The sequence below is a fragment of the Coprococcus sp. AF19-8AC genome (assembly GCF_003603115.1).
In the GTDB taxonomy this organism is placed as follows: domain Bacteria; phylum Bacillota; class Clostridia; order Lachnospirales; family Lachnospiraceae; genus Coprococcus; species Coprococcus aceti.
On sequence record NZ_QTMI01000003.1, the window covers coordinates 379,019 to 392,389 of the forward strand.

The 13,371-nt window shown below is 44.2% G+C and carries 12 protein-coding genes and 1 riboswitch; all 12 genes read left to right on the forward strand.

What is annotated here, in order from left to right; all coding sequences use genetic code 11:
- Positions 1–38: 38 nt before the first annotated feature.
- Positions 39–122, forward strand: a riboswitch (NiCo riboswitch).
- A 176-nt stretch (positions 123–298) separates the two neighbouring features.
- The 12 genes from DWX57_RS09820 to DWX57_RS09875 all read left to right on the forward strand — a co-directional run bounded on the left by DWX57_RS09820 (position 299) and on the right by DWX57_RS09875 (position 13,371).
- Positions 299–1,231 (forward strand): cation diffusion facilitator family transporter, encoded by a 933-nt coding sequence (locus DWX57_RS09820; protein WP_118758178.1) that lies wholly within the window; start codon positions 299–301, stop codon positions 1,229–1,231.
- A gap of 405 nt (positions 1,232–1,636) precedes the next feature.
- Positions 1,637–2,386 carry a DeoR/GlpR family DNA-binding transcription regulator gene (locus tag DWX57_RS09825; protein WP_118017780.1) on the forward strand — a complete coding sequence of 250 codons (750 nt, stop codon included), beginning with the start codon at positions 1,637–1,639 and terminating at the stop codon, positions 2,384–2,386.
- Positions 2,386–3,288 (forward strand): 1-phosphofructokinase, encoded by a 903-nt coding sequence (pfkB, locus tag DWX57_RS09830; protein ID WP_120123949.1) that lies wholly within the window; start codon positions 2,386–2,388, stop codon positions 3,286–3,288. Before DWX57_RS09825 ends, pfkB begins: the two co-directional genes overlap by 1 nt.
- A gap of 103 nt (positions 3,289–3,391) precedes the next feature.
- Complete coding sequence (locus DWX57_RS09835; protein ID WP_120123951.1) at positions 3,392–5,458, forward strand: PTS fructose transporter subunit IIABC; 2,067 nt, start codon at positions 3,392–3,394, stop codon at positions 5,456–5,458.
- Between the two features lie 495 nt (positions 5,459–5,953).
- On the forward strand, positions 5,954–6,217 hold the full coding sequence (locus tag DWX57_RS09840) for an HPr family phosphocarrier protein (protein WP_022216909.1): 264 nt from the start codon (positions 5,954–5,956) through the stop codon (positions 6,215–6,217).
- Positions 6,218–6,352: 135 nt separating this feature from the next.
- Positions 6,353–8,056: a phosphoenolpyruvate--protein phosphotransferase gene (ptsP, locus tag DWX57_RS09845; RefSeq protein ID WP_120123953.1), complete on the forward strand. Its 1,704-nt coding sequence runs from the start codon at positions 6,353–6,355 to the stop codon at positions 8,054–8,056.
- A gap of 309 nt (positions 8,057–8,365) precedes the next feature.
- The gene (locus DWX57_RS09850; RefSeq protein ID WP_118017771.1) at positions 8,366–8,671 is read left to right on the forward strand and encodes a hypothetical protein; all 306 of its coding nucleotides are present in this window, start codon (positions 8,366–8,368) and stop codon (positions 8,669–8,671) included.
- Between the two features lie 234 nt (positions 8,672–8,905).
- Positions 8,906–9,793 carry a sulfide/dihydroorotate dehydrogenase-like FAD/NAD-binding protein gene (locus tag DWX57_RS09855; protein ID WP_055273918.1) on the forward strand — a complete coding sequence of 296 codons (888 nt, stop codon included), beginning with the start codon at positions 8,906–8,908 and terminating at the stop codon, positions 9,791–9,793.
- The gene (gene gltA / locus DWX57_RS09860; protein WP_120123956.1) at positions 9,793–11,193 is read left to right on the forward strand and encodes an NADPH-dependent glutamate synthase; all 1,401 of its coding nucleotides are present in this window, start codon (positions 9,793–9,795) and stop codon (positions 11,191–11,193) included. The genes DWX57_RS09855 and gltA overlap by 1 nt, the downstream gene beginning before the upstream one ends.
- 85 nt (positions 11,194–11,278) lie before the next feature.
- Positions 11,279–11,638 (forward strand): hypothetical protein, encoded by a 360-nt coding sequence (locus DWX57_RS09865; RefSeq protein ID WP_120123958.1) that lies wholly within the window; start codon positions 11,279–11,281, stop codon positions 11,636–11,638.
- A gap of 175 nt (positions 11,639–11,813) precedes the next feature.
- Positions 11,814–12,647, forward strand: a complete 834-nt coding sequence (locus DWX57_RS09870) for an HAD family hydrolase (protein ID WP_120123960.1) — start codon at positions 11,814–11,816, stop codon at positions 12,645–12,647.
- 229 nt (positions 12,648–12,876) lie between these two features.
- On the forward strand, positions 12,877–13,371 hold the full coding sequence (locus DWX57_RS09875; protein ID WP_015534003.1) for an Lrp/AsnC family transcriptional regulator: 495 nt from the start codon (positions 12,877–12,879) through the stop codon (positions 13,369–13,371).

Below are 13,371 nucleotides of genomic sequence, written 5' to 3' on the forward strand. Positions count from 1 at the left end.
GGTAACCTAAGTTAACTCTTTGCACTGCATATAAATCTACAGTACAAACTGAGCAGACCATTGGCGAAAGCCAAGGAGTCGGGCCATCATGGCAGTGGAATCTTTACATCCACGGGACAGTAGTTACTAATACTGAGTCGTGGGTGTTTTTTTATACTCTTTTAGACATTCTATAAAATCTCCCACATATATTTAGTGATAAGAGCTTTCTGAAATTTATTGATCGCACAGCATCGGTCTTTTGATTAAGGTGATTATCAATAGACTGGTGTTCATTTAAGAAAGGATGGCTGATTATATGGAAAGCGCAAACAAAATAAACACGATGGCGGCATCTGCCGTATCAGAGGATGAGTTTAAAAAGGTTGCAAATAAAGTATCGTTTATAACGATAGTACAGAACGTACTGTTGTCAGTATTCAAATTATTTGCGGGAATATTTGCACATTCAAATGCAATGATAAGTGATGCGGTACATTCAGCATCAGACGTGTTCAGCACCATAATAGTCATAATCGGGGTGAAGCTGGCGTCGAAGGAATCCGACAAGGAACATCCTTACGGCCATGAGAGGCTTGAGTGTGTGGCAGCGATTGTGTTGTCTATAGTGCTGTTGTATACCGGTATCAAGATCGGCTCGCAGGCGGTTAAGGACATAATCGGTGGCAATTACCAAAGCCTGCAGAAACCGGGGATGCTGGCACTGGTGGCGGCTGTTGTATCCATTGTCACAAAGGAGATAATGTACTGGTACACAAGACACTATGCGAAGAAGATAGATTCAAGCGCACTTATGGCAGATGCATGGCATCACCGATCAGATGCGCTGTCATCGGTCGGCGCGCTTGTCGGTATCGGTGGTGCGATGATGGGATTCCCGGTTATGGATTCCATTGCAAGTATTGTTATCTTTGTATTCATAGCTAAGGCGGCATACGATATCTTCAAGGATGCCATGGACAAGATGGTGGATCACTCCTGCGATGATGAGACAGAGAAAGAGATGAGGGATTTTGTGCTCGCCCAGAAAGAAGTTCTCAGTGTTGATCTTCTCCACACAAGGATATTTGGCAACAAAATATATGTAGATGTGGAGATAGGTGTAAACGGTTCATATACATTAAGACATGCGCACGAGATAGCGGAAGAGGTCCATGAGGGAATAGAGAAGAATTTTCCAAAGGTAAAGCATGTGATGGTGCATGTCAATCCTGCGGATGTGGCAGAATAATCATAGATTGATAACGCAGAGTAAGGCACGGATCAGATTTGGTCGGTGTCTTATTTTGTGTGCTGGAAGCTGCAAAACGAGTACTAAACCTGCAAATAGTCAAAAACAATCAAAATAATTCAAAAATCTTCAAAAATATGCAGAATAATGATTGACAATCTTCATTTGCGATGATATTATGCATATAGATTGATTGAAAGTGACTGAAATCAAGTGAAAACCACCTTGAAACAATCACAAATAATTGAAAACAGTCAAAAAATATGTTATCCTAAAGAAAAGTTAAAAGCACCGGATGCAGATATATGCATTCTGAAAAGCCACGAAAAAAGAAAATACACAAACACGAAAAACACGAAAAACACATATACAGGAGACATACTTAAAAGGCAGGAGGCAATTATTATGATGACCGAGGATAGATACACAACGATTTTAGATGCACTGAAAGAGAAAAAGTCTATGACAGTTGCAGAGTTCACGGAGATCACGGGAGCGTCAGAATCTACTATAAGAAGAGATTTGATAGCTCTGGACGATATGGGTAAGATCAAGAGATTTCATGGTGGTGCCAAGGCGATCGAGCATGAATATATCACCAATGAGGCACCGGTTTCAGCCAAGGCACAGCTCAACGTCGAAGAGAAAAGTGCCATTGCAAAATATGCGGCAACGATGATCAATGATGAAGATTTCATATTTATAGATGCAGGAACCAGCACGGAGCTCATGATCGACTATATCGGCGAAACAAATGCTACATTTGTCACCAATGGAATAGCACATGCCAAGCGGCTTCTCAAGAAGAACCTCAGGACATACATGATAGGCGGACTTGTTAAGCCGATCACAGAGGCGATCATCGGAGCCGAGGCAGTCAATTCCATGAAAAAGTTCAATTTCACAAAGTGCTTTCTTGGAACGAATGGAATCCATATGGATTACGGATTCACAACGGTTGATGTGGAAGAGGCTATGGTGAAGATGGAAGCGGTGAACAGATCTTATGCGAGCATAGTCCTTGCTGACAGCAGCAAGTTCGACAAGGTGACAGCGGTGACATTTGCGGCAATCGAAAAAGCCTGTATTATCACTGACAGACTTGTAAATGATAAGTACATAGACGCCACAGTTGTAAAGGAGGTACTCAGATAATGATTTATACGGTGACATTCAATCCGGCGCTCGATTATGTTGTCAAGATGGACAGCCTTGAGCTCGGAATGGTGAACAGGAGTAAGTCAGAAGCCATATTCTATGGCGGCAAAGGTATCAATGTCTCCACCGTACTTAATAACATAGGAGTTGATTCTGTAGCTCTCGGTTTTGTTGCTGGATTTACCGGTAAGGAGATTGAGGACGGAGTCAAGGCCATGGGAGTTAAGACAGATTTTATCCAGCTAAAGAATGGCCTCAGCAGGATAAATGTCAAGATCAAGGCGGAGCAGGAGACCGAGATCAACGGACAGGGTCCCGATATTGAGGCGGATGAACTGCAGCAGATGTTTGATAAGCTGGACAAGCTTCAGTCCGGAGATTGCCTGGTACTTGCAGGAACCATACCAGCATCACTTCCAGCTGACATATATGAGCAGATCATGGAGAGGCTTATGAACAGGAACATCGATATCGTGGTGGATGCGACAAAGGATCTTCTGCTCAATGTATTGAAGTTCCATCCATTCCTCATCAAGCCTAATAACCATGAGCTTGGCGAGATGTTCGGAGTAGTCTTAAAGAGCGATGACGAGATCGTTGAGTATGCGAAGAAGCTTCAGGTCATGGGTGCAAGAAATGTACTCATATCCATGGCAGGGGACGGAGCAATACTCATCACAGAGACAGGAGAGGTTCACAAGATCGGAGTTCCAAAGGGAACAGTTGTGAACTCAGTAGGGGCAGGTGATTCTATGGTGGCAGGATTCACAGCAAGCTACCTGAAGGATCACGATTACATGGAAGCATTGAAGAGAGGAACAGCAACCGGAAGTGCCACAGCATTTTCAGAAGGCCTCGCCACAGCGGACAAAGTAGAAGAACTCTATAAGCAGTTATAGTAAATTGTACGTGTTCCGTCATGAGAGGGAATACTTAGGAGATTCAGATATCGCACAGTAGCATATGTGGATGCGGCTGATTATTTAAGAGGAGGTTACGCTTATGAGAATTACAGAGCTTTTATCAAAGGAAAGCATTGCTCTGGGTGTAAAGGTAGATTCAAAGGATGCAGCGATCGACTACCTTGTAAACCTGCATGATGCAGCAGGCAACATCTCAGACAAGAAAACATACAAAGAAGGAATACTTAAGAGAGAGGAAGAGGGCTCAACAGCTATAGGAGAAGGAATAGCAATCCCTCACTCCAAGAACAAGGCAGTCAAGAGACCTGGACTTGCAGCTATGACAGTTCCAGATGGAGTTGATTACGACTCACTTGACGGACAGCCATCAAACCTGTTCTTCATGATCGCAGCACCGGAGAGCGGATCAGATGTACATCTTGAGGTGCTTTCAAGACTGTCTATGCTCCTCATGGATGAGGACTTCAGAGCAGAGCTTCTGAAGGCAGCAGACAAGGATGCATTCCTTGCAGTCGTTGACAAATATGAGAACGCAAAGTTCCCAGAGGAGACAGCAGAGAAGCCTGAGGAAAAGGCAGTTGAGAAGGCTCCTGAGAAGAAAGGCTTTAGAGTGCTTGCCGTTACAGCGTGTCCTACAGGAATAGCTCACACATATATGGCAGCCGAGGCACTTGAGAAGGCCGGCGCCAAGATGGGATATGCCTTAAAGGCTGAGACAAATGGTTCAGGCGGAGCAAAAAATATACTTACTGATGAAGAGATCGCAAACTGTGATGGTATCATAGTTGCAGCTGACAAGAATGTTGAAACAGCAAGATTTGATGGAAAGCCAGTTCTTTTCACAAGAGTAGCAGATGGAATACACAAGCCTGAGGAACTCATACAGAAGATCGTGGATGGTCAGGTTCCTGTTCACCACGAGGAGGGCGGCAGAAAAGAGTCAAGCAGTGCAAATGGCAGTGTGGGAAGTAGGATCTACAAGCATCTTATGAACGGAGTATCACACATGCTCCCATTCGTAATCGGCGGTGGTATCCTCACAGCTCTTGCATTCCTTATAGATACACTTTGTGGATTCGGTGCAACAGGTGGATCCAACTTCGGTTCCATGACACCGCTCTCAGCATTCTTCAAGTATGCCGGTGGCCTGGCGATGGGCGTGATGGTTCCGGTACTTGCAGGATTTATAGCAGAGTCCATAGCGGACAGACCTGGACTTGCAGTCGGATTCCTCGGTGGTATCCTGGCATCTTCCGGAAATGCAGCCTTGTCTGGTTATGTATGGGCAGGAGATAACCTTGGCGGATTCCAGTCATTTATATCAAAGTTTGGATTTGTAGCAGAGGGCGGCGGAAATACAGTATCAGGTTTCCTCGGCGGTATCGCAGCAGGTTTCCTTGCAGGATATGTAGTTCTTCTTCTTAGAAAGATCTGCTCCAAATTCCCTAAGTCACTGGAGGGAATTAAGCCAACACTTATATATCCACTTGTTGGTATGTTTATAGTTGCAGTACTTATGATATTTATACTCAATCCAATTATTGGATTGATCAATACAGGACTTTCAGATATGCTGACAGCCCTTGCAAATAAAAATCTTCTCATCCCACTTGGAATTATCCTCGGCGGTATGATGGCGATAGACATGGGCGGCCCTATAAACAAGGCAGCTTATGTATACGGAACAATGGTTCTCGCAACAGCGTCAGAGCTTGTCGCAGGCGGCGCACAGCTCTCAGATCCAGCAGTTCAGGCATGCTATATCTCAATGGCATCAGTTATGGTGGGTGGTATGGTACCTCCACTTGGAATTGCTCTTGCATGTATCTTCTTCCCTAAGAAGTTCACAAAGGCAGAGAGAAACTCAACAGTATCAAATATTGTAATGTCATGTGGATTCATCACAGAGGGTGCAATACCATTTGCAGCAGCAGATCCACTCCACGTAATACCATGTACGCTCGTAGGCGCAGCAGTTGCAGGTGGAATGTCAGCAGCATTCAAATGTACACTGATGGCACCTCACGGCGGAATCTTTGTATTCGCAACAGTAGGCAACTGGTTACCATACATCATCTCATGGCTTGTAGGATCAGTGATCACATGTATCATGCTCGGTCTTATCAAGAGAAACGTGCAGGAGTAAAAAATGCACAAAAGTAATGCACAAAAAACGACAGAATGTTATAATTTATACAATTGGGGTTTGTGAAAATCTGTCGGATATATGGAATAACGAAAAAGGTGTGGGGAACATCTGGCTGTGATACCATATAACAGAAAAATGCAGATCAAATGTTTTTACAAAATTCTGCTAAATCCGAGGGTTGATAAGAAACAGAACCATAAAGCAGATAATTACAAGTCACAATATATTATTAAACAAAACAAGGGCCGCTTATGATAGAGGATTTCTGCAAGTGATTGTTTATATCATTTGAAGGGAATTTGAGGCCGCCGGTACTCAGATAATCGTCAATGGAAAACATATTGACGATTATCGGCAACAACTGGAAAACCACCAGTTGTTGCATACGCTGTAGGCCGAAATAAGCGGGAGCGACCCGAAAATGATATAAACAATCACTTGCAGTGGCATAACTGGAATTGCGGCCCGTATTTTAAAGAAGGAGAAGAAATTATGGTAGCACAGACAGTAAAAGTAGTAAATGAACAGGGACTTCATATGAGACCAGCAGGAGTATTTGCAAAGGAGATGACAAAGTTCTCATGCGCAGTAACTCTCGACGTAGCAGGCAAGAAGATCAATGCCAAGAGCGTAATGCTCATCATCGCAGCATGCATCAAGTGTGGTGCTGAGGTTACAGTAGAGTGTGACGGTGCAGACGAGAAGGAGGCTCTTGCAAAGGCAGTTGAGCTCATCGAGTCAGGATTCGGCGAGTAGGACATGTAGATGTTCTGACGTCGCAGCAGGGAAATGATAAGTGAAATCTGATATCAGACTTCAGTAAATGTTACGGACAAATGGTACTCAGATTGAGTACCATTTGTTGTATAGAGAATAATTGGAGGTTTTCTTATGAATAAAGGAATCGCGGGTTCAGCCGGCTACGGCGTTGGAAAGGTTGTGATCATATCTGACGCAAAGCCGGAATATGAGAAAAGAACAATCACAGATACAGATGCAGAGATTAAGAGATATGACGATGCAGTTGCAGCGTTTACAGAGAAGACACATGCCATGGCAGAGGCCATGAAGGAGAGTGTCGGAGAGCACAATGCGGAGATCCTTGAGGGACACATACTGCTCCTCACAGATCCGGGGATGGATGAGATCACAAAGGGCGCGATTATGAGCGGAACCTGTGCAGAGGCTGCATTTGAGAGTACATGTGATATGTTTGCCGGAATGTTCCAGATGGCAGATGATGAGCTCACAAGACAGAGAGCAACTGATATTGGCGACATCAAGGTGAGAATGCTCAAGATACTCACAGGTACACCTGATGTGAACATATCAGAGGTTCCAGCTGGAACTATCCTTGTGGCTGAGGATCTCACCCCATCCATGACAGCAGGAATCGTCAAGGAGAATGTGGCAGGAATCATCACTGCGGTTGGCGGCAAGACATCCCACTCAGCTATTCTTGCGAGAGCACTTGAGATACCGGCGGTACTCAGCGTGGATGGAATAGTTGACATGGTTTCAGATGGAATGACAGCAGTAGTTGACGGATGCGATGGAATCTGCATACTTGATCCGTCCCAGGAAGAGATAGAAGAATATCGGGCAAAGAGAGAGAAGTACTTAAGTGATAAGGCTCTTCTTGAGGTATATAGAGGCAAAGACACAGTCACAGCTGATGGCGCAAAGGTACATTTGTATGGCAATATCGGTAATCCGGAGGATGCAAAGCAGGTTGCTGCATGTGATGGAGAGGGCGTTGGCCTTTTCAGAACAGAGTTCCTGTTCATGGGCGCATCGGAGCTCCCATCTGAGGAAGAGCAGTTCCAGGCGTACAAGGCGGCTGCCGAGACCATGGAGGGCAGAGAAGTCATCATCAGAACACTTGATGTGGGTGGTGACAAGGATATCCCATACCTTGGACTTGAGAAAGAGGACAATCCGTTCTTAGGTTTCAGAGCAGTGAGATATTGTCTGCAGAATAAAGATTCATACAGAGTACAGCTCAAATCACTTCTCCGTGCGAGTGCATTTGGCGATATCAAGATCATGGTACCGCTTGTCACATGTGTTGATGAGATCAGAAGCGTGAAGGCTCTTGTTAAGGAGCTCATGGCTGAGCTTGATGTAGAGAATATAGCATACAATAAGGATATCCAGGTCGGTGCAATGATAGAAACTCCTGCGGCAAGTCTTATAGCAGACCTGCTCGCAAAGGAGGCAGACTTCTTCAGTATAGGCACAAATGACCTGACACAGTACACCATGGCGGTCGACAGAGGCAATGCAAAGGTTGCGTATCTGTATTCGTCCTACAATCCTGCAGTTCTCCGCTCCATGAAGAATATCATCGAGGCGGCAAATGCAGCGGGCATCATGGTAGGCATGTGCGGTGAGGCGGCAGCAGATCCGTTGCTCATACCTCTCCTCATATCATTTGGACTGGGAGAGTTTTCAGTCAGTGCCACTTCAGTCCTTGCGACAAGAGGAACGATAGCCAAGTGGTCGAAGGCTGAAGCAGATGAGTTGGCAGCAAAGGCACTCTCACTTGCAACAGAGGCGGAGGTTGCGGAACTTCTCAAAGCAAATGCAAGATAGATTAAAAGTGCACAATATGGCTTGGTAAAAATATGAGTACATTTTTGTATGGTTCATGTGTTTGAGAAATCAATAATGAACAAAAACCATGACTCGCAGTGACTATTTTCACGAAAATAAAAAAGTCGGCATTTTTAACTGGAAAAAGTGCCGATTTTTTTGTTACAGTATAATTAGTAGCAGGAAGAACACATAGTGAACAGAGTCAGCCTTGCAGATCGAAACAGACAGGTGCATCATATCGTAATTTTAGTGAGTTTGTTTTAACAGTATTGTAGATGGAAATAATATGGATAGGAGGATGTAATAATGTTTGAGAATGAAAAAGTAAACCATGTGAAGTTTGGTGAAGGCAGTGTGATGGAATGTGATGGAAGCCATATAAGAATTGTATTTTCTTATAATAATGTAGAAAAGACATTTGCCTATCCGGGAGCATTTGACAAGTTTGTCAGCTTCCAGAGTGAAGAGGCACAGCAGATGGCTGAGAGTGAGCTTGAGCAGATAAGGCTGAACCAGAAAAAGCTGGAGGGAATGAAGAAGCTTATAATTCAGGAGAACGAGAGAAGGAAAGAGGAAGCACTCAAGGCCAAGGCGAAGAGGAAGAGACAGTAATATAAAGTAAGATATAATAGTCCCTGCCAGAGAGAAAAATTTCTCTTTTGGCAGGATTTTTTGTACCTGAGGATCATTTTTAGAACAGTGATATTTTTACATATACCTTGATTTTGTTGATATTTTTTGCTAAATTAAGTACGTACGTGTATAAATAGGGGCGTTTGCACCCATTTACAGAATAAAATGATCATAACAGTCAGAATTTGGCTGTCGGAAAGGACGGAGCACAGAGTGTATAAGATTACTAAGGTTGAACAGTTGACAGAGACCATATACCTCATGGACGTGGTTGCACCACGAGTTGCAAATAAATGTCTTCCGGGACAGTTTGTAATTGTCAGAGGTTCAGAGGATGGAGAGAGAATCCCGCTCACTATCTGCGATTACTCAAGAGAGGACGGAACCATCACTATAGTATTCCAGGTAGTTGGAGCTGCTACAGAGATGATGAAGAATAAGAAGGCAGGAGATTCATTTGCGGATTTCGTTGGACCACTTGGATGTCCATCGGAGTTCTGCAAGGAGGATATAGAAGAACTCAAGAAAAAGAAGATTCTCTTCGTTGCAGGCGGTGTTGGAACAGCGCCTGTATACCCACAGGTAAAGTGGCTCCACGAGCAGGGCATCGAAGCTGATGTCATCGTCGGAGGAAGAAACAAGTCACTCATCATTCTTGAGGATAAGATGAAGAAGGTAGCCGGCAACCTGTATATCACAACAGATGACGGTTCATATGGAAGCAAGGGTGTCGTTACAAATGAGATCCAGAAGCTTGTAGATGCTGGCAACAAGTATGATGTGTGTGTTGCCATCGGACCTATGATCATGATGAAGTTTGTATGTAAGCTCACAAAGGAGCTTGAGATTCCTACAGTTGTCAGCCTTAACCCTATCATGGTAGACGGAACAGGTATGTGTGGTGCCTGCCGTGTGACAGTAGGAGGAGAGGTTAAGTTTGCGTGTGTAGATGGACCAGAGTTCGACGGTCACAAGGTGAACTTTGAGGAGGCTATGCAGCGTCAGCAGCTCTACAAGACTGTAGAGGGCAGAGCATTCCTTGCAGCAAAAGAGGGCGATACACATCATGGCGGATGTGGAAACTGTGGAGGTGACAAGTAATGGCTATAGAAGTAGATGTTTGGAAGAGAGTGCCGGTTCGCGAGCAGGAGCCACAGGTACGTGCAAAGAATTTTGAAGAGGTTTGTTACGGATATAATGAAGAGGAGGCTATGGCTGAGGCTTCAAGATGTATAGGATGTAAGAACGCCCCATGTATGAATGGCTGTCCTGTATCTATTAATATCCCTGGATTTATAGCTCGGGTCAAGGAAGGTAACTTCGCTGAGGCATTCAAGATCATCAGCGAGTCATCAGCACTTCCTGCTGTATGTGGCCGTGTATGTCCACAGGAGACACAGTGTGAGCAGAAGTGTATCAGAGGAATCAAGGGCGAGGCGATATCCATCGGTAAGCTTGAGAGATTTGTTGCTGACTGGGCCCGTGAGAACGGAATCAAGCCAGAGCCTGCAAAGGAGATGAATGGTCACAAGGTGGCAGTCATCGGATCAGGCCCTTCAGGTGTGACAGCAGCCGGAGATCTTGCAAAGATGGGTTACGATGTAACTATATTCGAGGCACTTCACCAGCCGGGCGGAGTTCTCGTATACGGAATTCCAGAGTTCCGTCTTCCAAAGGAGAAGGTAGTTGCCAAGGAGATCGAGAACATCAAGTCACTTGGTGTTAAGATAGAGACAAATGTAGTAGTAGGAAAGTCAGTCACCATCGACTCACTCCTTGAGGATGAGGGATTTGACGCAGTGTTCATCGGATCAGGTGCAGGACTTCCTAAGTTCATGGGTATCCCAGGCGAGAATGCCAACGGCGTATTCTCAGCAAATGAGTACCTCACAAGAAGCAACCTCATGAAGGCATTTGACGAGAATTCAAATACACCTATCATGAGAGGTAAGAAGGTTGCCGTTGTCGGTGGTGGAAATGTTGCTATGGATGCAGCAAGAACAGCACTCAGACTTGGCGCTGAGACACATATCGTATACAGACGTTCAGAGGAGGAGCTCCCAGCCAGAGTTGAGGAGGTTCATCACGCTAAGGAAGAGGGAATCATATTTGATCTACTCACAAACCCAACAGAGATCCTTGAGGATGAGAACGGCTGGGTATGCGGTATGAAGTGTGTGAAGATGGAGCTCGGTGAGCCAGACGCATCAGGCAGAAGAAGACCTGTTGTGATTCCAGATTCAGAGTTCACAATGGACGTTGACACAGTAATAATGTCACTTGGAACTTCACCAAACCCACTTATCTCATCTACAACAGAGGGACTTGAGACAAACAAGTGGAAGTGTATCGTTGCAGAAGAGGCAAACGGACAGACAACCAAGGAAGGCGTATATGCCGGTGGCGATGCCGTAACAGGTGCTGCAACAGTTATCCTTGCAATGGAAGCTGGTAGAGCTGGTGCCAAGGGAATTGATGAGTACATCAAGAACAACAAGTAATAATTATATAGAGTCATAAAAACAGGGCTGATGTGTATAGGGAATACTTTACATCAGCCTTTGTTTTATATACGGGGGATTAGTTATGTATGATGAATTTGCAAAATGGTTAGACAGAATTTTAGATGAGAATATGCCGCTGCCGGGGGTGGCGATCAACTTCAATATATATGAAGAGGTGGACTTGCATTGGTCGATCCAGTTGATAAGTTCAACTTATTTTGACGAGGAGGATGAGGACTGGAACTGCTACGAAGAGTTCTCCACAGGGGAAGATCTGTATGAGTGGCAGCATGATACCGGTTGGGAGAAGATACTTGATATTTCCTGTGAGATGATCAGAAAGTATCTCACAGAAGGAAAATATGCTGAGAAACTTAAGAAGTACGAGGCTGTTGCCGCTGGATTTGTGGACGGCGATGTGGAAATCCTGTACAGAAGATAGAGTGTTATGGAAACTAGTATGTAGTAGAAAATTGAAAATCTAGTGGGTAGTAGGAAATCGAGTGAATTGTGGGAAAACGAAAGCATTATAAGAAATAATGCACGTTGTATGAAAATGTGTGAGTTGTAGAAATATAGTATGTATTGCAGAAAAATTGTGATAGGTGGGTGACAACATGAAAACTTTATATGTATCAGATCTGGACGGTACGCTTCTTCGCAGCGATGAGACCACATCCGAGTATACAAACAGTGTAATCAATAATCTGACAGATAGAGGAATGATATTCTCTTATGCCACGGCGCGTTCACTTGTTACAGCGAAGAAGGTGACAAAAGGACTGCGGGCAGAAATTCCGTTGATCGTGTACAATGGTGCGTTTATAGTGGACAATCTTACCGGTGAAGTCCTTGCTGCGAATTACTTTGATGAATCGGTAGGATCAGTGCTTGACGATCTATTCGGTAATCAGATATTTCCGATAGTGTATGCGCGGATAGATGGCAAGGAGAAGTTTTCATATGTCCCGGAGCTGTGCACAGATGGTATGAAGAAGTTCCTGCTCAGCAGGCAGGGGGATATCAGGACAAATGTCGTAAAGTCTGCGGAGAACTTGAAAGTGGGAGATATTTTCTACATAACCTGCATTGACAGTCCGGAAAAATTAAAGCCAATGTACAATAAATATAAAGAAACATTTCACTGTGTATATCAGAAAGACATTTATACAGATGAACAATGGCTGGAGATCATGCCGTTTGCAGCATCTAAGGCAAATGCAATAAAACAGTTGCAGGAACTTCTGGAATGCGACAGGGTGGTTGCCTTTGGAGATGGCAGGAATGATATAGATATGTTTGAACTTGCTGACGAAAGCTACGCAGTGCAAAATGCTGATGAACAGCTAAAAAGGTATGCCACATCGGTTATATCATCAAATGATGAGGATGGGGTGGCGCACTGGCTTGAGGATAACTGTATCGTACGATCATCAAATGATAAGGAGTAAAAAGCTGGCGGTATAGGACGACAAATATACATAAAAATCAGGTTGTAATTTGCGCAGAGCAGGGTATATAATGACACTACACATTTATAATCTTAAGTAAATATGCTAATATGATTGTGAAACACAAGTTGCACCACGAGATAAGGTGCTTGAATAGGAAAAAGGACAATTGCTGTTATGTAGGATAATATTGTAATTGCCTTAGAAAGTGAGAAGGAGAACATATCTTATGGAAAAGAAAGAACTGATATACTACAGACTGGATGAGGTGGATGAGAAGATACTTGCCATGCTTCAGGACAATGCACGTGTATCACTTAAGGATATAGGCGCTGAGGTGTCCATGTCACCTACAGCAGTTGGAACAAGAATAGACAGGATGCTTGCCGAGGGCGTGCTTGAGGGATTTACGACCAAGCTCAACCCGGAGGCCATGGGTCACTATATCAAGGCATTTATCAATCTGGAGGTTTCACCGGAGCAGAAAGCTGAGTTCTATCCTTATATAGACAGTGTGTTAAACGTTGTGGAGTGCAACTGCGTTACAGGAGATTACTCAATGCTCATCGAGGTACGTTTCAAGACAACAGCGGATCTCGATCATTTTGTCGGAGAGCTTCAGAGATTTGGCAAGACAAAGACTCAGATCGTATTCTCCACAAATGTAAAGCACAGATGCAGATACTGGAAGAATGATCTTCACCACGATGAGGAGAAGAAGTAG

Bases quoted from the DNA above. Each gene is read 5' to 3' on its own strand.
- DWX57_RS09835 (WP_120123951.1), top strand. From the start codon at position 3,392: ATGAGAATTACAGAGCTTTTATCAAAGGAAAGCATTGCTCTGGGTGTA.
- DWX57_RS09850 (WP_118017771.1), top strand. From the start codon at position 8,366: ATGTTTGAGAATGAAAAAGTAAACCATGTGAAGTTTGGTGAAGGCAGT.
- DWX57_RS09820 (WP_118758178.1), top strand. From the start codon at position 299: ATGGAAAGCGCAAACAAAATAAACACGATGGCGGCATCTGCCGTATCA.
- DWX57_RS09825 (WP_118017780.1), top strand. From the start codon at position 1,637: ATGATGACCGAGGATAGATACACAACGATTTTAGATGCACTGAAAGAG.
- DWX57_RS09870 (WP_120123960.1), top strand. From the start codon at position 11,814: ATGAAAACTTTATATGTATCAGATCTGGACGGTACGCTTCTTCGCAGC.
- DWX57_RS09865 (WP_120123958.1), top strand. From the start codon at position 11,279: ATGTATGATGAATTTGCAAAATGGTTAGACAGAATTTTAGATGAGAAT.
- pfkB (WP_120123949.1), top strand. From the start codon at position 2,386: ATGATTTATACGGTGACATTCAATCCGGCGCTCGATTATGTTGTCAAG.
- gltA (WP_120123956.1), top strand. From the start codon at position 9,793: ATGGCTATAGAAGTAGATGTTTGGAAGAGAGTGCCGGTTCGCGAGCAG.
- DWX57_RS09875 (WP_015534003.1), top strand. From the start codon at position 12,877: ATGGAAAAGAAAGAACTGATATACTACAGACTGGATGAGGTGGATGAG.
- DWX57_RS09840 (WP_022216909.1), top strand. From the start codon at position 5,954: ATGGTAGCACAGACAGTAAAAGTAGTAAATGAACAGGGACTTCATATG.
- ptsP (WP_120123953.1), top strand. From the start codon at position 6,353: ATGAATAAAGGAATCGCGGGTTCAGCCGGCTACGGCGTTGGAAAGGTT.